The sequence below is a fragment of the Photobacterium sanguinicancri genome, assembly GCF_024346675.1.
Lineage (GTDB): Bacteria > Pseudomonadota > Gammaproteobacteria > Enterobacterales > Vibrionaceae > Photobacterium > Photobacterium sanguinicancri.
This window is the reverse complement of record NZ_AP024850.1, coordinates 375,842-394,594: the sequence shown is the minus strand read 5'-3', so window position 1 is coordinate 394,594 and position 18,753 is coordinate 375,842. Positions and strand designations below refer to the sequence as shown.

Annotated in this window: 22 protein-coding genes and 1 other RNA gene; 7 read left to right on the top strand and 16 right to left on the bottom strand. The window is 45.6% G+C overall.

Features of this window, described 5'->3' with window-relative positions; translation table 11 throughout:
- Positions 1–2 precede the first annotated feature (2 nt).
- The 5 genes from ftsL to rsmI all read right to left on the bottom strand — a co-directional run bounded on the left by ftsL (position 3) and on the right by rsmI (position 3,398).
- Complete coding sequence (ftsL, locus tag OCU87_RS01920) at positions 3–323, bottom strand: cell division protein FtsL (RefSeq protein ID WP_062689649.1); 321 nt, start codon at positions 321–323, stop codon at positions 3–5.
- Positions 320–1,267: a 16S rRNA (cytosine(1402)-N(4))-methyltransferase RsmH gene (gene rsmH / locus OCU87_RS01915; protein WP_261857737.1), complete on the bottom strand. Its 948-nt coding sequence runs from the start codon at positions 1,265–1,267 to the stop codon at positions 320–322. The genes ftsL and rsmH overlap by 4 nt, the downstream gene beginning before the upstream one ends.
- A gap of 17 nt (positions 1,268–1,284) precedes the next feature.
- Positions 1,285–1,743: a division/cell wall cluster transcriptional repressor MraZ gene (gene mraZ, locus OCU87_RS01910; RefSeq protein WP_062689647.1), complete on the bottom strand. Its 459-nt coding sequence runs from the start codon at positions 1,741–1,743 to the stop codon at positions 1,285–1,287.
- A gap of 269 nt (positions 1,744–2,012) precedes the next feature.
- Positions 2,013–2,395, bottom strand: an RNA gene (gene rnpB / locus OCU87_RS01905) — RNase P RNA component class A.
- Between the two features lie 142 nt (positions 2,396–2,537).
- Positions 2,538–3,398 carry a 16S rRNA (cytidine(1402)-2'-O)-methyltransferase gene (gene rsmI / locus OCU87_RS01900; protein ID WP_062689646.1) on the bottom strand — a complete coding sequence of 287 codons (861 nt, stop codon included), beginning with the start codon at positions 3,396–3,398 and terminating at the stop codon, positions 2,538–2,540.
- Between the two features lie 61 nt (positions 3,399–3,459).
- Here rsmI and OCU87_RS01895 point away from each other — a divergent pair, with 61 nt between their 5' ends.
- Genes OCU87_RS01895 through OCU87_RS01880 form a run of 4 tightly spaced genes read left to right on the top strand, consistent with a single transcriptional unit; the run spans position 3,460 to position 6,781 of the window.
- The gene (locus tag OCU87_RS01895) at positions 3,460–5,289 is read left to right on the top strand and encodes a penicillin-binding protein activator (protein ID WP_261857736.1); all 1,830 of its coding nucleotides are present in this window, start codon (positions 3,460–3,462) and stop codon (positions 5,287–5,289) included.
- Complete coding sequence (locus OCU87_RS01890) at positions 5,264–5,641, top strand: YraN family protein (protein ID WP_062689644.1); 378 nt, start codon at positions 5,264–5,266, stop codon at positions 5,639–5,641. The genes OCU87_RS01895 and OCU87_RS01890 overlap by 26 nt, the downstream gene beginning before the upstream one ends.
- A gap of 3 nt (positions 5,642–5,644) precedes the next feature.
- Positions 5,645–6,235, top strand: a complete 591-nt coding sequence (locus tag OCU87_RS01885) for a phosphoheptose isomerase (RefSeq protein WP_062689643.1) — start codon at positions 5,645–5,647, stop codon at positions 6,233–6,235.
- 3 nt (positions 6,236–6,238) lie between these two features.
- Complete coding sequence (locus tag OCU87_RS01880; protein ID WP_261857735.1) at positions 6,239–6,781, top strand: BON domain-containing protein; 543 nt, start codon at positions 6,239–6,241, stop codon at positions 6,779–6,781.
- Positions 6,782–6,864: 83 nt separating this feature from the next.
- Here the strand turns inward: OCU87_RS01880 and sspB are convergent, their stop codons facing one another.
- The 8 genes from sspB to zapE all read right to left on the bottom strand — a co-directional run bounded on the left by sspB (position 6,865) and on the right by zapE (position 13,495).
- Positions 6,865–7,368: a ClpXP protease specificity-enhancing factor gene (gene sspB, locus OCU87_RS01875; protein ID WP_062689640.1), complete on the bottom strand. Its 504-nt coding sequence runs from the start codon at positions 7,366–7,368 to the stop codon at positions 6,865–6,867.
- Positions 7,368–8,006, bottom strand: a complete 639-nt coding sequence (gene sspA, locus OCU87_RS01870) for a stringent starvation protein SspA (protein WP_062689637.1) — start codon at positions 8,004–8,006, stop codon at positions 7,368–7,370. The genes sspB and sspA overlap by 1 nt, the downstream gene beginning before the upstream one ends.
- Positions 8,007–8,092: 86 nt before the next feature.
- Positions 8,093–8,830, bottom strand: a complete 738-nt coding sequence (locus tag OCU87_RS01865; protein ID WP_062689635.1) for a cytochrome c1 — start codon at positions 8,828–8,830, stop codon at positions 8,093–8,095.
- On the bottom strand, positions 8,827–10,092 hold the full coding sequence (locus tag OCU87_RS01860; RefSeq protein WP_094958409.1) for a cytochrome b: 1,266 nt from the start codon (positions 10,090–10,092) through the stop codon (positions 8,827–8,829). Before OCU87_RS01860 ends, OCU87_RS01865 begins: the two co-directional genes overlap by 4 nt.
- The gene (petA, locus tag OCU87_RS01855) at positions 10,092–10,682 is read right to left on the bottom strand and encodes a ubiquinol-cytochrome c reductase iron-sulfur subunit (RefSeq protein WP_094958410.1); all 591 of its coding nucleotides are present in this window, start codon (positions 10,680–10,682) and stop codon (positions 10,092–10,094) included. Before petA ends, OCU87_RS01860 begins: the two co-directional genes overlap by 1 nt.
- 355 nt (positions 10,683–11,037) lie before the next feature.
- Entirely contained in the window at positions 11,038–11,430 is a 393-nt protein-coding gene (gene rpsI, locus OCU87_RS01850) for a 30S ribosomal protein S9 (RefSeq protein WP_048899224.1), read from the bottom strand.
- 15 nt (positions 11,431–11,445) lie between these two features.
- Entirely contained in the window at positions 11,446–11,874 is a 429-nt protein-coding gene (gene rplM / locus OCU87_RS01845) for a 50S ribosomal protein L13 (protein ID WP_062689631.1), read from the bottom strand.
- Between the two features lie 520 nt (positions 11,875–12,394).
- Positions 12,395–13,495: a cell division protein ZapE gene (zapE, locus tag OCU87_RS01840; RefSeq protein ID WP_062689629.1), complete on the bottom strand. Its 1,101-nt coding sequence runs from the start codon at positions 13,493–13,495 to the stop codon at positions 12,395–12,397.
- Positions 13,496–13,618: 123 nt separating this feature from the next.
- Here zapE and zapG point away from each other — a divergent pair, with 123 nt between their 5' ends.
- From zapG to degS, 3 genes are all read left to right on the top strand, one after another.
- Positions 13,619–14,047, top strand: a complete 429-nt coding sequence (gene zapG, locus OCU87_RS01835; RefSeq protein ID WP_062689627.1) for a Z-ring associated protein ZapG — start codon at positions 13,619–13,621, stop codon at positions 14,045–14,047.
- A 130-nt stretch (positions 14,048–14,177) separates the two neighbouring features.
- Positions 14,178–15,545, top strand: a complete 1,368-nt coding sequence (locus OCU87_RS01830) for a Do family serine endopeptidase (RefSeq protein WP_062689626.1) — start codon at positions 14,178–14,180, stop codon at positions 15,543–15,545.
- Positions 15,546–15,752: 207 nt separating this feature from the next.
- On the top strand, positions 15,753–16,820 hold the full coding sequence (degS, locus tag OCU87_RS01825) for an outer membrane-stress sensor serine endopeptidase DegS (RefSeq protein ID WP_261857734.1): 1,068 nt from the start codon (positions 15,753–15,755) through the stop codon (positions 16,818–16,820).
- A 71-nt stretch (positions 16,821–16,891) separates the two neighbouring features.
- On the opposite strand, the gene murA is transcribed toward degS, so the two are convergent.
- From murA to OCU87_RS01810, 3 genes are read right to left on the bottom strand one after another with little or no spacing between them, the layout of a single operon-like run.
- Positions 16,892–18,148: a UDP-N-acetylglucosamine 1-carboxyvinyltransferase gene (gene murA / locus OCU87_RS01820; protein WP_062689624.1), complete on the bottom strand. Its 1,257-nt coding sequence runs from the start codon at positions 18,146–18,148 to the stop codon at positions 16,892–16,894.
- A gap of 8 nt (positions 18,149–18,156) precedes the next feature.
- Positions 18,157–18,411 (bottom strand): BolA family iron metabolism protein IbaG, encoded by a 255-nt coding sequence (gene ibaG, locus OCU87_RS01815; RefSeq protein ID WP_062689622.1) that lies wholly within the window; start codon positions 18,409–18,411, stop codon positions 18,157–18,159.
- Positions 18,412–18,430: 19 nt separating this feature from the next.
- Entirely contained in the window at positions 18,431–18,748 is a 318-nt protein-coding gene (locus tag OCU87_RS01810) for an STAS domain-containing protein (RefSeq protein ID WP_062689731.1), read from the bottom strand.
- Between the last annotated feature and the right edge of the window lie 5 nt (positions 18,749–18,753).

Genomic DNA, 18,753 nt, shown 5'->3' with positions numbered 1-18,753 from the left:
CATCACTGGACAACTATTTCATTCGCCGCGGTTGGGCGCTTCATCTCAAGTTGTGTTTCAGCTAAGCGCTCCACACGACTATGCTCGGCCAGAGAATTCTCTTCCAATATTTGATTTCGCCACTCAATATCGAGCTGGTCACGCTCGATAAGGAGTTGCTCTTGCTGAACGATCAATTGACGCGAGTGATGGGTGATATACACCACCGCCAACGCCGACCCTAAGATCAATATCAAGAGTAATAACGGCAGTCGCCCAATCGAAAAGAGATCTTTGACGATCAAGCGCGCTACGTTAATTGATGGTTCAGCGGTTGGCTTCATAACTTCTCGGCTAAACGCAACACAGAACTACGCGCACGGGTATTGTGGCCGAGTTCATTAGTTGAAGGTTTAATCGCTTTACTCGCCAATTTCAAATCGGCACTGCCTAGCGCTTTAATTTGATCTTCCGTTAATGGTAAACCAGCAGGTACTTCAGGCCCTTTGCTGTGTTTACGCATAAAACGTTTAACCATGCGATCTTCTAGCGAGTGGAAGCTAATAATAGATAAACGGCCTTGAGGAGCTAACACTTTAAGAGCGCCATTCAAAGCAACATCAATTTCTTCTAGTTCACTGTTAATGTAGATACGGATCGCTTGGAAGCTACGCGTCGCTGGGTGCTTATGCTTATCACGGAATGGCGATACAGCAGCAATCAAGCTCGCTAATTGGGTCGTGCGCGTTAATGGCTCTTTTTCTGGGTTTTCACGGTGCTCAACAATGCCACGCGCGATACGCTTAGCGAAACGTTCTTCACCAAACTCTTTGAGTACCCATGCAATATCATCAGCATCCGCTTCAGCTAGCCATTCTGCAGCTGAAAGGCCCGTTGTAGGGTCCATACGCATATCAAGTGGGCCGTCACGCATGAAGCTAAAGCCACGCTCTGCATCATCCAGTTGCGGTGATGAAACACCAAGATCAAGCAATACGCCGTCAACTTGGCCTAACAGTTCTCGGGTTTCCATATAATTAGCCATCCCTGAAAATGGGCCATGGATAATAGAGAAACGCGGATCATCAATTGTCTGAGCTTCAGCAATCGCTTGTGGATCACGGTCGATACCGTAAAGACGGCCATTTTCGCCCAGCTTAGATAAAATCAGGCGGCTGTGGCCACCACGGCCAAACGTGCCATCGATATAAATACCATCGGGCTTAATATCGAGACCGTCTACTGATTCATGGAGTAAGACGGAGATGTGCTCAAATTGTTCTGACATAAATAATATAGTTTCAACTAGAGTGAAAGCTCACTAAGGCGCACTGATAAAGCAGTGGGATCCTCAGCCTGAAATTGTGTATCCGTTATGATCTGTTGCTGCCAATGAGGCGCATGCCAAATCTCAAATTTATTGTACTGCCCCACCAGCATGACCTTACTTTCTAGCTCGGCGTAGTCACGTAACGATGGTGCAATTAATAAACGACCTTGGCTATCCATTTCACATTCACTCGCATGCCCTAATAGCAAGCGCTGTAAGCGACGCTCTGCGGGCTGAAAGCTGGATAAACGGGAAAGCTTTTGCTCAATGCGCTCCCATTCCTGAAGGGGATATAATAGCAGACAGGGGTATTGATGATCGATGGTGCACACAAATAAGCCATCACACGATGAGTGTAATAGCTCTCGGTAGCGTTTGGGCACAGCCAAACGTCCTTTTCCGTCCATTGAAACGGCAGTGACACCTCGAAGCATAAAATGTGCTCTGTAATATCCCTATTATCAATCAAACACTTATATAAAGTGTTTATTATTAATAGTTAGATTTCGCAAGGCATTCCCACTTTTCACCACAATAAGCCACTTTGAAGTGTACGTATTAGTCAAAAAAGAAGTCAAGAAAGCAGAGAATAATTAGCAGAAAAATCACACTTCTTGCTACTAAAGTCGCGATATAGCGGTTTTAAAACGAAAAAAGGTGATGCTGCAGTTCATATGAACACAGCACCACCTTCATTCTTTGTAGGGTGAGTTGGCCGATGAGCCGGGTTCTGTCCCGCTTACGCGGTGGTAACCATTCATCTAGGCCTGCAATCGCTCACAGGCTCAAGCAACCTACCCGTCCCCAACGCGAGCCGCGCCAATAGGGACCTATTTGGTCTTGCTCCGGGTGGAGTTTACCGTGCCACGAACTATTACTAGCCGCGCGGTGCGCTCTTACCGCACCCTTTCACCCTTACCTGTTCTCGCAAGCGAGTCATCGGCGGTTTACTCTCTGCTGCACTGGTCGTGGGCTCACGCCCCCCAGACGTTATCTGGCACCCTGCTCTGTGGAGCCCGGACTTTCCTCCCCCTCGTCACTCTCCCTAAGGATATTAACGAAGCAGCGGTTACCTTGGCCAACTCAGGCGGCGGATTGTATAAGACTCCCGCCGCAGTTACCAGTGAAATCAGTATCGGCGCGGTAGCTTGGTCAAAAAAAGCACATCTTTATGCGCAACCTAAGGCCATTTGCTTTACTCAAAAACCGAATCTATCACCGACCTTGATTACTCTAGGTTTTCTAAACCCCATTTATACAAGGCATTCTTTTTAGATGAATGGATCTCTGCCGCCAGTGCTGCCGCTTTTTTAAGTGGTAACTCTTTAGCCAACAATGTGACAGTACGCAGTGCTTCAGGCGAGAGCTCTGTTTTATCAGCACGGTGACCCGCAACAAGCACTACCATTTCACCACGAAGGCGATTGCGGTCTTCGTTTAACCATGGAATAAGCTCACCCAAGGGTGCACCGTGGATCGTTTCATAAGTTTTAGTCAGCTCACGCGCTAAAACAACCTGACGATCTGGCCCCAAAATTGCCAACATATCAGCTAAAGAGTCTAAAATACGATGAGGTGATTCATAAAAAATAAGCGTACGTGCGTCATTTTCTAATTCCGTAAACGTATCGCGTCGTCCCTTGCTCTTTGGCGGTAAAAAGCCTTCAAAGCTAAAGCGGTCTGACGGCAGGCCAGCACCACTTAGTGCCGTAATAACAGCACACGGTCCTGGCAAAGGAACAACTTTAACACCGGCCTGACGACAACGGTTGACTAAGTGGTATCCTGGATCACTGATCAGCGGTGTACCAGCATCTGACACTAATGCGATGCTTGTACCAGCCTGAAGTTTTTCGATCAAAAAGTCCGCTTTCTGCTGTTCATTATGATCGTGAAGCGCAAAGGTGCGGGTTGAGATAGAAAAATGGGACAGCAAACGGGAAGTATGACGGGTATCTTCGGCCGCAATTAGGTCGACATTTGCCAATACATCCAATGCGCGCTGTGTAATGTCGGCTAAATTACCGATTGGTGTCGGGACGATGTACAAAGTTGCGACATCTACCGCGCATGAATTGGTCTCACTCATTTGTCTAAGATCTCATCTGCAATTAATATAGAGAGTAATTTGTCACAGTTGAAAGAATTCAATGCTTAATTTTACCCAGAAGCGTAAAAGTGTATCACGACTACTCGCGCCTGTAGCCCTTGCTGTGATTTTGGCAGGCTGTAGCTCATCGCCACAACAGCAAGCAAATGTCGCTGATATTACCGCTGTCGCGCAACAAAGCTCAGCATCTTACCTTATCAAAGCCGAATCGTCCGAAGGTGTAACCAGCATCAACTGGCATATTTTGGCATTGAAAGCCCTTATCAAAGAAGGTAGTTGGCCACAAGCTGACAAACAAGCAATGCGTTTATCACGCATGTCGCTGACGCCTGTTCAACTGGCGGAATGGCAATTAGCACGCGCAACGCTACGCTACCAGCAAGGCCAACCGCAACAAGCACTCGAAACACTGAATTTTCAACCTTGGTGGCAATTATCACCAAGCCAATACAGTCGCTATCACCAATTTAGAGCTGAACTGTTTGCTCAAACGAACCAACCATTTAAAGCTGCTCAAGCCCGAACGGCACTTGATCAATACCTTGATAATACCCAAAAAGCAGATAACTGGCAGGCATTGTGGAGCGATCTATCACGCTACAGCAATAATCAACTGCAAAGCGTAACACTCGCAGACAATGAAACCGTACTGCGTGGTTGGGTTCAACTGACTATATTGAAAAACACTTACTTGTCACGCCCAACCCAGCTTAAAGGGGCAATCGAAGAATGGTTAACAGCCAATCCTTATCACCCTGCCAACCAATATCTACCTGCAGATTTACAAGCCATCATGGACTTAGAGATCGCACAATTAGATAAAGTGGCGTTGCTGCTCCCTATGAGTGGTCGCTACGAGACACAAGGCAAGGCTGTACGTGATGGGTTTATTAATGCCATGCTGGATGATAGTGGCCGCGATATCAACACCGAGCTAAACGTGTTTGATACCGAAGGCGAATCGATGAATATCATTCTCGATAAGCTAACGCAAGATGGCGTTCAGTTCGTGATCGGTCCATTACGTAAAAATAAAGTGACTGAATTCCAGCAACTGAACAGTACTAAAATCACTCAGCTTGCACTTAACGAACCAGCACAGCTCGATCTGCGCCAAGCCAATACGTGTTATTTCTCGCTTTCGCCTGAACAGGAAGCTGAGCAAGCCGCACAACACTTATTCGCTAAAGGACACAAATTCCCATTAGTCCTAGCACCAAGCAGTAAATTTGGTCAACGTGTAAGCGCCGCCTTTACAGAGCAGTGGCAACAGCTAACAGGTCAATCACCTGATGTTGAATCATTTGGTTCTCGGAAACAAATTCAACAGCAAATTGCGACAATCTTTGGTTTAACAGAAAGCCAAACACGCATTAACCAAATGCAACAAGTCACGGGTCGTTCGTTGGAGTCACAGCAACGTAGTCGCCGTGACACTGATGCCGTGTATTTAATTGCCAACAAAGCAGAACTCACCCTGCTAAAACCTTTTATTGATGTTGCAATCAACCCAGATCAAAAGCCACCAAAACTGTACGCCAGCTCACGAGGCAATCCGGATAAAACCAGTGATACCAGTGAGCTTCGTGGCATTGAGTTCAGTGATATTCCACTGCTGGTCGAACCAAACCAGAACTTTATGACGCGTTTTGATACACTATGGCCGAACAAAAACAATGGTGCGATTCGCTTGCATGCCTTTGGTATGGATGCTTACAAAATGATCACTGAATTACCACAGATGCGTGTCGTTGAAAGCTACAGCACGCCGGGGAAAACGGGGATCTTGAGCATTGATGAACAATGTGTTGTTCAACGCCAGATAAGCTGGGCAGAATTCACCAATACGGGAATTCAATCTGTTCAATAAACGCCAAGTTGGCCAGCAATTTGAAGCCCTTGCCGAGCGTTATCTCAGCGAGCAAGGGCTAATACCCGTCACACGCAATTTCCACTGCCGCGGTGGTGAAATAGATTTAATCATGCGTGAAGGTAATTGCTGGATCTTTGTTGAAGTGAAATATCGCAAACAGGCTCGTTACGGTTCGGCTGTTGAAGCGGTGACCTGGCAAAAACAGCAAAAATTAAAACGAGCTGCATTCTATTGGCTCAGCAAACAAGGGTTATCTGCCGAACATACTGCATTTCGGTTTGATATCGTCGCAATCCAAGGTTCTGACCACCATATTGAATGGTTGACGAATACCTTAGTGGAAGGTTAATTCATGCTAGAAAGCATTAGAGAAAGTTTTACCGAGAGCATCCAAACTCAGATTGCAGCCGCAGAAGCACTGCCTGATGCCATCTCACAAGCAGCACAAGTTATGGTGCAAAGCCTACTTAACGGCAATAAAATTCTTTGTTGCGGCAATGGTGGTTCAGCAGCTAACGCCCAACACTTTGCATCATGCATGATCAACCGTTTTGAAACTGAGCGCCCTAGCCTTCCTGCTCTTGCATTAACCGCAGACACGACGACACTAACGGCAGTTGCAAACGACTACCACCATGATGAAGTCTTTTCTAAGCAAGTACGAGCTCTTGGTCAAAAAGGCGATATTCTTTTTGTTTTATCGACTAGCGGTAACAGTAAAAATATTATCAAGTCGATGGAAGCTGCCCTAACTCGCGACATGACAATCATTGCTCTAACAGGTAAAGATGGCGGAGAGATGGCCGGCTTACTTGGCATTCAAGATGTAGAGATCCGCATTCCATCGATGCGTACCTGTCGCATTCAAGAAGGCCACTTACTCACAGTTCACTGCCTGTGTGATCTGATTGATAAAGTTCTATTCCCCCACCACGAGGGCTAAGTAATGACAGCATGGCGTGTATGTTTAATGGCAGTATGCCTGTGGTTTGTGCAAGGTTGCGCAGGCATTACCGATGCTGACCCACGAGGCGCTAAACAGCAGTGGTTTGACAAAGAGATCGAGATGGAAGTGGCGGGGATGGTAAATAAGCCACCTTTTCGCCAGCAAGCTCGAATCAATGTAGTGTCTTACGACGGAAATGTACTGTTGATCGGACAGGCAACAAAGCAAGAGATTGCGAATCAGTTAGAACAGGCAATTAAACAGCTGACAAATGTTAACGCGGTTTATAACCAAGTAAGAATACGTGCTCTACCTGACCTTGGCGAAGTAAGTAAAGACAGCTGGCTCACCACCAAAGTAAAATCAATGATGGTCGGCAGTAAGCAACTAAAAGATGCCTCGATTAAAGTGATCACTGAAAACCAAGAAGTGTTCTTACTTGGTTATGTCACTCAAGAACAAGCAAACATTGCAACCGACATTGCGCGTAATGTGGATGGCGTAAAACAAGTCATCAAAGTTTTTGAATATCCCGATCAGTAAGTTGCTCGTTTAATCTCAGCACATACCGATATAAAAAAACGCAGCCATTGGCTGCGTTTTTTTATATGCATTGGTGAAATATGTTATTTCACGACACGCAAACTTGGGCGACCACGAGGACGTGGCGGCTCATCATCAGGTGTTTCATCGCTCGTTTCAGCCACAGTTACCAATGGTGAAACATTCTCTTCTGGTGCCTCAATAATGCCTTCAAAGTCAGCATCATTGCCTTGTTCCATTGCTTGCTCATCAAGTTCATAAGCCGCTTCTGGTTCAAACATAGTACCAGCACCATTCTCACGCGCATAAATCGCAATAGCAGCGTAAAACGGTACAATCACCGTATGAGGGCGGCCACTAAAGCGCGCATTGAAGCTAACAGCCTCGTTACCCAACTCTAGGTTGCCAACCGCACGCGGAGCGATATTCAACACAATCTGACCGTCAGTCACGAATTCCATTGGCACCTTTACACCCGGCAAAGTTGCATCAACCACCAAGTGAGGTGTCAAATCGTTATCGACTAACCAATCATAAAACGCACGCGCCAAATAAGGCCGACGCGGCGTCATGTTTTCCATATCCATTACTGACCAGCCAAACGCATCTCGCGCTCTGCTTCAGTCAGTGATGCAAGGAATGAATCACGTTCAAATACGCGAGTCATGTAAGCTTTTACTTCTTTCGAACCAGCGCCGCTTAGCTCAATACCCATTTCAGGTAAACGCCATAGCAGTGGTGCTAGGTAGCAATCAACTAGGCTGAACTCATCGCTCATGAAGTATGAGAACTCAGCAAACACTGGCGCAAGAGCAAGTAACTCTTCACGTAGTTGTTTACGAGCTTTATCAGCTTCATCTGCTGTGCCTTTTGCTACTTTCTCCGCTAGTGTGTACCAGTTACGCTCAATGCGGTACATCATTAGACGGCTATTACCACGAGCAACAGGGTAAACAGGCATTAGAGGTGGGTGAGGGAAACGCTCATCCAAGTACTCCATAATGATGCCCGCTTGGTACAACGCCAACTCACGATCAACCAAGGTTGGTACAGAGTTGTACGGGTTCAAATCTAGCAAATCTTCTGGCAGGTTAGTTGGATCAACCAGCTCGATCTCAACACTCACACCCTTTTCTGCTAGTACGATACGCACCTGATGGCTGTAGATATCCGAAGCATCAGAATACAGAGTCATCACAGAGCGTTTATTGGCAGCTACAGCCATCAACCCCTCCAGTATAATCAAGACACAAAAAACAATGGAGGCGAAGTGCCCCCATTGCGAGATTCTTAACCCATTAGATTACCTGATCAGTGGACATCACGCCAATACTCTTTCTTCAATAGCAGCGTAAGTACAAAGAATATTACGATAAAGCCCATCACCCAAAGGCCAAGGTTCTGGCGTTCAAGCTTCATTGGCTCACCGGAATACTCTAAGAAGTTCACCAAATCACGTACCACTTCGTCATATTCTTCGGTGTTCAATTCACCGGTACCGTCTGACTTAATGCCTACGTATTCTTGTACTTCTTCACCGTCAACAAGGCGTGTTTCATATACCTTGCTTGGTACACCTTGTAGTTCTTCCAAAACATGGGGCATACCCACACTTGGGAAAACCACATTATTCACCCCAAACGGACGACTAGGATCTGCATAGAATGAACGTAAGTAAGTGTAGATCCAATCAGTACCACGAACACGTGCTACCAAGGTTAGATCCGGTGCCGGAGCACCGAAAGAATTGGCCGCGTATTCCGTTGGAATCGCATTGACCATCAAATCACCGATCTTAGCGTCACGATCAAAGATCATGTTTTCACGCATAATATCGAGTGGAATATCTAAATCTGTTGCAACACGCTCATAGCGTTGGTACTGCGTAGCATGACAACCAAAGCAGTAGTTCATGAACGTTTTAGCACCACGCTGTAACGACGCATTATCAGATAAATCATTATTCGCCGCATCAAGATGGACATTACCACCCGCTGCCATCGCCATGGCTGGTAACAGAGTTAGCAGCATCACAATCAATTTTTTCATTTGAATGTCACCCTCTCTGGTAGCGGTTTAGTTGCTTCATTCTTACTGTAAACAAACAGCAAAATGAAGAACATGAAGTAGCCTAAACTAAATATCTGAGCCATTAATGTATAAGTTGCCGTTGCAGGCAATGCACCAAGAATACCTAATGCCACAAAACAGATAGTAAACTGAATAATGTTCGCTAGATGAATTTTGCTACGGTAACGGTATGAACGTACTTTACAGCGATCAAACCATGGCAGTAGGAACAGCATTACAATCGAAGCCCCCATCGCAATGACGCCCATTAACTTATCTGGTACTGCACGCAAAATGGCATAGAAAGGTGTGAAATACCAAACTGGCGCGATATGTTCTGGTGTTTTCAATGGGTTAGCGGCTTCGAAGTTAGGCGGCTCAAGGAAATACCCACCCATTTCAGGGTTAAAGAACAGCACATAACTAAAGAAGAATGCAAACACTGCAACCCCGACAAGATCTTTCACCGTACCGTATGGATGGAACGGGATGGAATCAATAACGTCGTACTTACCACTGTATTGTTTGTGGAATGGGAACTGCGTTTTGTACCCGTCGCCTTTGCTGCCTTTTGGCAATTTAGTTTCAATGCCATCTGGGTTATTGGAACCCACTTCGTGCAATGCTAATACGTGCAAGACAATCAGCAGTAACAACACAATAGGTAGCGCAATGACATGCAATGCAAAGAAGCGGTTGAGCGTCGCTCCAGAAATAACATAATCACCACGGATCCACAGTGTTAAATCATCACCAATGACAGGGATAGCCCCAAACAGCGAAATGATAACCTGTGCGCCCCAGTATGACATTTGTCCCCATGGTAATAGGTAGCCCATGAAGGCTTCAGCCATTAACACTAAGAAAATCAACATACCAAATAGCCACAGTAGTTCGCGAGGCTTCTGGTAAGAGCCATAAATTAAGCCGCGGAACATATGCAGGTAAATCACAATGAAAAATGCAGACGCCCCTGTTGAATGCATATAGCGCAGTAACCAACCGTACTCGACGTCACGCATAATATATTCAACAGACGCAAACGCCCCATCACCCGATGGAACGTAATTCATGGTCAGCCAAATACCGGTAACAAGTTGGTTTACCAACACCAGCATGGCTAACGACCCAAAGATATACCAAAAGTTGAAATTTTTTGGCATTGGGTATTCAGACAGGTGCTTTTTGTAAGCATCCATCACAGGTAATCGTTTTTCGACCCAGTCGAGCAAACCACTCATTAGACAGCCTCCCCATCGACACCGACAATAATAGTGTGATCGTCCAAGAACTGATGCGGTGGTACCACAAGGTTAAGCGGTGCTGGCACCCCTGAAAATACACGCCCAGCCATATCGAACTTAGAACCGTGACACGGGCAGAAGAAACCAGCCGAGACACCACTCACTTGCTCGCTAAAGCTATCGGGTAGATAAGTAGGGGAACAGCCAAGGTGGGTACAGATACCTACGGCTAAAAAGATTTCAGGCTTAACTGAACGATATTTATTCTGAGCGTATTCTGGTTGTTGCGGTTCCTCTGATGAAGGATCACGTAACTGGCCATCATGACCACTCAATTCTTCTAAAATAGCCTCGCTACGACGCACAACCCAAACAGGCTTGCCTCGCCACTCGACACGAACCATTTGGCCATCTTCTAACTTACTGATATCAACTTCAACTGGCGCACCGGCGGCTTTTGCTCGCGCACTCGGGTTCCAAGATTTGATAAAAGGCACGGCAACAGCGACTGCACCCAAGCCTCCAACAACCGAAGTCGTCGCAGTTAGGAAGCGGCGGCGGCCGTTACTTACTGGCGCATTGCTCATCCAACATTCTCCCATGTACTCCCGCTCTGGATTTATTATTATTTCCTTATGCGTCCCTGGAGCTTACGGCTAACTTTTAACAAAAATGACACAACAGAGAAACCAAATTATTAAATTTTTACTGTTGTTATTCAGCGGAAATGATAAAGAAAACCCTACTTTTTGACAAGATAAAGCTACTTTTTTGCAACAAATGTGAGAGGTATGTTCTTTTTGTATTAAATTCTAGGAAACAGGCTGCTAAATGAGGATTTTATAGGTAAGAAGTGTGAAATTTTGGATAAAAAAAAGCCCAACCCGAAGGTTGAGCTTTTTCGTGTACACAGTAACCAGAAATAAATTCTGGCGCGTAATATTAACGCTTAGAGAACTGTGGACGACGACGTGCTTTACGTAGACCAACTTTCTTACGTTCAACACAACGTGCATCACGAGTAACGTAACCCGCAGCGCGTAGAGTTGGACGTAGAGTCTCATCGTACTCCATAAGAGCGCGAGTGATACCGTGACGGATAGCACCAGATTGACCAGTAATACCACCACCTTTAACAGTGATGTATAGGTCAAGCTTGTCTAGCATTTCAACTAGCTCAAGTGGTTGACGAACAACCATACGAGCAGTTTCACGACCGAAGTAAACTTCGATGCTACGCTTGTTGATTACGATGTTGCCAGTACCCGGTTTGATAAAAACGCGAGCAGCTGAGCTTTTGCGACGGCCAGTGCCGTAGTATTGATTCTCTGCCATTGTCATAATCCCCAATTAGATGTCTAGTACTTTAGGCTGCTGTGCAGCATGGTTGTGCTCAGTACCCGCGTAAACTTTAAGTTTACGGTACATTGCACGGCCTAGAGGACCCTTAGGAAGCATGCCTTTAACAGCAGTTTCGATAACCATTTCTGGTTTTTTATCGATAAGCTTTTCAAAGCTGATTGACTTAAGACCACCAATAAAGCCAGTGTGGCGGTAGTACATTTTGTCAGTCTTCTTAGCGCCAGTTACAGCAACTTTTTCAGCGTTGATAACTACAATGTAGTCACCAGTGTCAACGTGCGGAGTGTACTCCGGCTTATGCTTACCACGTAGACGAGATGCGATTTCAGTTGCTAGACGGCCAAGAGTTTTACCTTCAGCGTCAACAACATACCAGTCACGTTTTACAGTTTCTGGTTTAGCAACGAAAGTTTTCATGCTAATTATTACCCGATATTAAAATTGATTCACTATAAGAGCAGTAATGCTCCCAACTGTATAGAGCCCAGTCATCACCCCTTCGAGTGGTTGGCACTCACGGCAAAAGCCGTACAGGTACGGTGGGTCGCAAGATTATAGGGAAGGGTGGAGAAAAAATCACCTTTTTTTCAAAAAAAACTGATATTTTTTGTTCCTAATGAAAAAAACTCACGGAAAGGTGGAATTTAAGGACTTTACTGAGGGAATTTAGAACTGTATTGCCCCTTTCCTGATACTAGAGGGAAGATAGGCAGCCAAGGCAACATACGGCTTTTATTCAACAAATAGCGGGAATGGCTACCTTCATCTCTATAAACCCCGATGAACCCACTGATTTATGAACAAAACCTTGTTAGCAAAGCCAACCTATTCGCCCCTTCGGCTGAAAACTTAAAATCACACTGTCATCAGAACAACTAAAACGACGTCACCCAGTAACTAAACAAACAATCATTCGTTCTCTAATGATTAAATACCACTACAGTTGATGTGGTTTCGCTAAATAGTCGTGGCTTTGCATTTCAATCAGCCGAGAGCAACAGCGCTTAAATTCAAATTGAAGCCGCTCCCCGACATACAGGCGCTCCATTTCAACTTGGCCTGACATAATTAATTTCACATTACGTTCGTAAAACTCATCCACCATCGCAATAAAGCGTCGAGCTGAATCATTGTCGTCTTCTTTCATCACCAATACATTAGACAACAAGACGGTATGGTAGACCTGTGCCAATTCCATATAATCATTTTGGCTACGCGCTGATTGGCATAGGGTGGAAAAGGAAAAATGGACAATACCGTCGGCCTCTTGCTCAGTCATTACCTCACGGTTGTTCACTGTAATGGCGCCATTATGATGGCGAGGCTCAACAGATAGCTGCTCAAAGTATTGGCGAAGATTACGTTCAGCAACGGCATCAAGTGGATAATGATAGATTTCAGCCTGCTCTAATGTCCGTAAACGGTAATCCACTCCAGAGTCTACATTCACTACTTGGCAATGCTGATTAATTAACGCGATGGCAGGTAAAAAACGCGCGCGCTGTAAACCATTTCGGTACAAGTCATCCGGCGGAATATTGGACGTTGCGACAAGCGTGATTCCTCGGGCGAATAAGGCCTCAAACAAGGTACCTAACAACATTGCATCGGTGATATCTGAAACAAAAAACTCGTCGAAGCAAATGATGTCGGTTTCTTTTTTAAAGGTATCAGCTACCTTTTCAAGGGGGTCGCTCTGCCCAGCCAGCAGCTGTAATTCATGATGAACTCGGTGCATAAACCGATGGAAATGCATACGGGTTTTACGTTCTGTGGGCAAACATTCAAAGAAAGTATCAACGAGGTAGGTTTTCCCTCGCCCAACACCACCCCAGAAATACAGGCCTTGTTCAGGTTGGAACGATGGGGTGTGATCACGCTTAAATAAACGTTCGAAGAACGAAGTTTTCACTTCGGGTTTAGGGGCCAACATGCGATGGTACAAACCGTCAAGGTGGGCAACCGCGTTGGCCTGAGCCTCATCGGCAAAGAAGTCTTCCCGTTGTAAGTCACGCTGGTATTGTTCGAGTGGTGTCATCCGTATTGAGACCTAAAAGCATTCCATCTTTAACAACGAATAGTATCATGCCCGAATGAGTGCATGTATAGTTAATACACAGGCATTGACCTAGTTTTTAATTCAGTCACAAGGAGTTTTTTCATGGCTTGGATTTATGCGCTGCTTATTTTTGCTGCAGGTGCGATTGTTGGGGTATTCGCAGCCCGTTTAGGCAATAAAAGCTTAAAACAGCAAAAAGAGCTTCAAAAAGATCTCGACAAATCAAAGTACGAATTGGAACAGTACCGCCAAGAGCTAGTTGATCACTTTGCTCGCAGTGCTGACTTGCTTGATAACATTGCAAAAGACTACAGCAAACTTTACGAGCATATGGCTAAGACATCTACTGAGCTTATGCCAAACCTACCCGCACAAGATAACCCATTTGCCCATCGTATTAGCACACTGGAATCAGTGAAAAACAATGCAACCGATGATGTCACCGATCAACCTCGTGACTACGCCAATGGCGCGACAGGGCTACTAAAAGACAAACCTGAAGAAATCGTCGAAGCCCCAAAAGCAAGCTAAAATAAAGACAATAAATAACTAGCACCAAGGTAATAAAATACGTCAGTAATTTATCCTTAGGTGCTATTTTTTTGAACTTTCGCGCCGGATAGTGAGTCATACAAACACTTGTAAAATCGGAGTATTCATAATGAAAAAACCTTTGCTTGCTTTCAGTGTATTAGCATTAGGTATCAGTTCAGTTATTGCCCCTATTACAGCAACGGCGGCATTACCTCTCTCTGTAAATAATCAACAGGTTCCAAGCCTTGCGCCCATGCTTGAGCAAGTGACCCCTGCCGTTGTGAGTATTGCAATCGAAGGTAAGCACGTCTCGCGACAGCGTGTACCTGAATCATTCCGCTTTTTCTTTGGCCCAGACTTTCCTGCCGAGCAAGTTCAAGAGCAGCCCTTCCGTGGTTTAGGCTCAGGTGTGATCGTTGATGCTCAAAAAGGCTACATAGTCACGAATCACCACGTTATCGATGGCGCCGATAAAATCATGGTGCAGTTATTTGATGGTCGTGAAGTCAGCGCTGAACTTATCGGTAGCGATAAAATGTCTGACATTGCCCTACTCAAACTTGAGACCGCAGACAACCTTACAGAGATAAAAATCGCAGATTCTGACGGCCTTCGTGTTGGCGATTTTGCGGTCGCAATTGGTAACCCGTTCGGCCTAGGCCAAACGGTGACCTCGGGCATCATATCAGCACTCGGTCGAAGCGGCCTTAACATTGAAAACTTTGAGAACTTCATCCAAACCGATGCCGCTATCAACAGCGGTAACTCAGGTGGTGCACTGGTCAATCTCAACGGAGAGTTAATTGGTATCAACACCGCTATTCTTGGCCCTAATGGCGGCAACGTCGGTATCGGCTTTGCCATCCCCGCCAATATGGTGAAAAACCTCAGCGAACAAATTTTAGAATTCGGTGAAGTGAAACGTGGCGTACTGGGTGTACAGGGTGGAGAGCTAAATAATGAACTGGCTGAAGCCTTTGGTTATGAAACCAATCACGGTGCTTTCGTTAGCCAAGTCATGCCAGATTCTGCCGCACACGAAGCGGGGCTTAAAGCGGGCGATATTATTACTTCGATCAACGGTAAAGCTATCCGCACCTTTGGCGAACTTCGCGCAAAAATTGCCACCTTAGGGGCGGGTAAAACAGTGAAATTAGGCGTCGTGCGTGACGGCAAGAAAAAAGAGTTTAACGTCACTCTCCACGAATCAGCGCAAACTAAAGTAAAAGCCGATAACTTGCACAAAGGGTTAGCGGGTGCTGAGTTTGCTAACACCACCAGCAGCGATGGTGTTAAGGGCGTGAAAGTCACTAACCTAGAAGAGCGCTCTATGGCTGCGCGCTACGGACTGGAAAAAGGCGATATCATTATTGGCCTGAACCGCTCGCCAATAAAAAATCTCGGTGAACTGCGTAAAGCACTTGAAGATCAACCCAATGTGCTGGCATTAGAAATCCAACGCGATGAAGCAGTGCTTTATCTTGTGATCCGCTAACCGAGAACTAAAAAAAGACGCAATAAAACAATCGTCAAACCGCGGTGTTTTAAAAAGTTATTCCTTAAGGGATTATGCTTTTTTCAACTCGCGGTTTTATTTATTGTTTTGCACTCAAGCTCACGTACATCAATACTTGTTGGTAAAGGCTTGAGAGTGCTATTCTCACTGCCATTACTATCAATATGTTAAGTTCTGGGAGCCTTGATGCTGGCATTTATTACACGATCGATAGCCCTTGGGGTTATCACTGCCATCGCCTTGCTTGTGGCCATCCCTAGCTTACGTACGCAGATGTTTACCCCTTCTGTAAGCCTTTCAGAGGCTAAACCTGTTAATGCGGCACAGCTTTCTTTTAACTATGCGGTACGTCGGGCTTCACCAGCTGTCGTCAATATTTATAACCGTCGTTATAACGCAGAAGCACAACTTAAGCTCAGTACCCAAGGCTTAGGCTCTGGCGTTATCATGAGCGATAAAGGTTATATTGTTACCAATTACCATGTGGTTGCTGAAGCTGACCAGGTTATTGTCGCACTTCAAGATGGTCGTCTATTTACCGCCCAATTAATCGGTAAAGACCGCCGTACAGATTTAGCCGTATTGAAGGTCCAAGCTGAAAACTTACCTGTTATTCCAACCAATGCAGAATACAACCCTGCCGTAGGTGATGTTGTGCTGGCTATAGGTAACCCCTATAACCTAGGCCAAACGACCACTTATGGGATTATCTCGGCAACGGGACGTTCAGGCATGAGTTTCTACGGTCGCCAAGATTTCCTACAAACCGATGCTGCCATTAATAACGGTAACTCCGGCGGCGCGTTAGTAAATACGCGCGGTGAGTTAGTGGGGATCAATACCGCCTCATTTCAACAAGCAACCGATATTGAAACCTATGGCATCTCCTTTGCCATCCCTTATGAGCTCACTCATAAGATCATGGAGAAACTCATTGCAGATGGTCGCGTTATTCGTGGCTATATCGGTATTGATGGCCGTGAAATAAACCCAGTGATGGCACGCCTTTACGATGCAGAGCAGATCAATGGCGTAATAGTCATGGGAATGGATCCGAATGGTCCTGCGCAACGAGCTGGCTTTAAAACACAAGACATCATCTTAGAGATCAACGATAAACCGGTGACCGGTAAACGTAATGTTCAAGATATTGTCACGGATTTACGTCCAGGTACCACAGCGAAAGTAAAAGTGTTACGTAACGGTGAACCGGTCTTTATTGATGTTTTAATCGGTGATGACCCGACAGAGTAACTTTCTCAATAAACACCCGAAACAAAAAGCCTCGCAATAGCGAGGCTTTTTGTTCAATACAGTACTAAAGATTAACCATCGATACGTTCGATGCTCATACCTAAGCCACTGAATTTTTCTTCAATGTGTTCGTAACCACGATCGATGTGGTAAATACGATCCACAATTGTCTCGCCTTCTGCAATGCTACCCGCAATCACAAGGCTTGCTGATGCACGTAAATCTGTCGCCATCACTTGAGCGCCACTAAGACCGTCGGTGTCACCACAGATAACCGTGTTACCTTCAATCTCGGCATGCGCACCCATACGAATAAGCTCAGGAATGTGCATGAAACGGTTTTCAAAAATCGTTTCAGTGATAATACCAGTGCCTTTAGCAACAAGGTTTAGCAACGAGAACTGTGCTTGCATATCTGTCGGAAAACCTGGGTGTGGTGCCGTGCGAATGTTTACCGCTTTCAACTCACGATCTGTCATGTCCAGACTGATCCAATCTTCTCCGGTTTCAACCGAAGCACCAGCTTCTTCTAGTTTCGCTAACGCAGCTTCCATCAAAGACGGACGCGTATTACGACACATGATCTTGCCACCAGATACCGCTGCTGCAACCAAGAAAGTACCCGTTTCAATGCGATCAGGAACCACACGGTGATAACCGCCACCTAAACGCTCAACACCTTCAATCGTGATGGTATCTGTACCTGCACCCGTCACTTTCGCGCCCAATGCATTCAAGAAATCAGCTGTATCAACAATCTCTGGTTCACGCGCAGCGTTCTCAATGACCGTTGTGCCTTCAGCTAAGGTTGCCGCAGACATGATAGTCACTGTTGCGCCAACACTGACTTTATCCATAACGATGTGAGCACCTTTCAGGCGACCATCAACGCTGGCTTTAACATAACCTTCTTCAAGCGTAATGCTTGCGCCAAGTTGCTCAAGGCCGCTGATATGAAGATCAACAGGACGCGCACCAATCGCACAACCACCAGGCAATGAAACTTGGCCTTTACCAAAACGTGCCACCAATGGACCTAACGCCCAAATAGAAGCGCGCATGGTTTTTACTAAATCATACGGAGCACAAAACTCATTTACACCGCTAGCATCAACGTGGACAGAACCATTACGCGATACTTTTGCACCTAAACGGGTCAGCAGTTCCATTGTCGTATCGATATCGCGCAATTTAGGCACGTTCGCTACTTCAACAGGGCCTTCTGCTAATAGCGCAGAAAACAAAATAGGCAATGCTGCATTCTTAGCACCAGAAATGGAGACTTCGCCACTTAATGGGCCACCGCCCTGGATTCGAAACTTCTGCATCATAACCTCTACAGCGACATCAATTTTTTATCACGCGCCCATTCTGCTGGCGTGTATGTTTTAATGCTTAACGCATGAATTTCGTTAGCAGAAATTTGTGCCATTAGCGGTGCGTAGATGGCCTGTTGTTTTTTCACGCGGTTCATACCATCGAACATCGCGCCAACAGCAATCACTTCGTAGTGACTACCTTCACCCTTAACGATGACTTCATCAAGTTCTAAGGCATTTTCAAGAAGTTTTTTAATTTCAGAGATTTCCACAATCTATCCTCTTTGCTGCTCAGGCGATATTGGCAGCGAATAATGAATCCACATGGCTTAGGCGAAGCAAAGTGCTAAGTTGTTCAGGCATCTTACATAGCGTCAATTGACCACCAGATTGTTCGATGTATTGGCATAGATGCAACAGCATTACCATACCAGCAGAATCAACTCGCTCAAGTGCTGACAAATCAAGTGTGACCGCCAATTGTTGGGGTACCCACTCTTCTCTTTGTCGCCAAAATGTCGAGACTGTGTCATGTTCTAAGCGACCTGACAAGCAATAATGACCATCAGAGATCATTTGCCATTTTACTTCAGTATTAGCACTCGACATGGCCA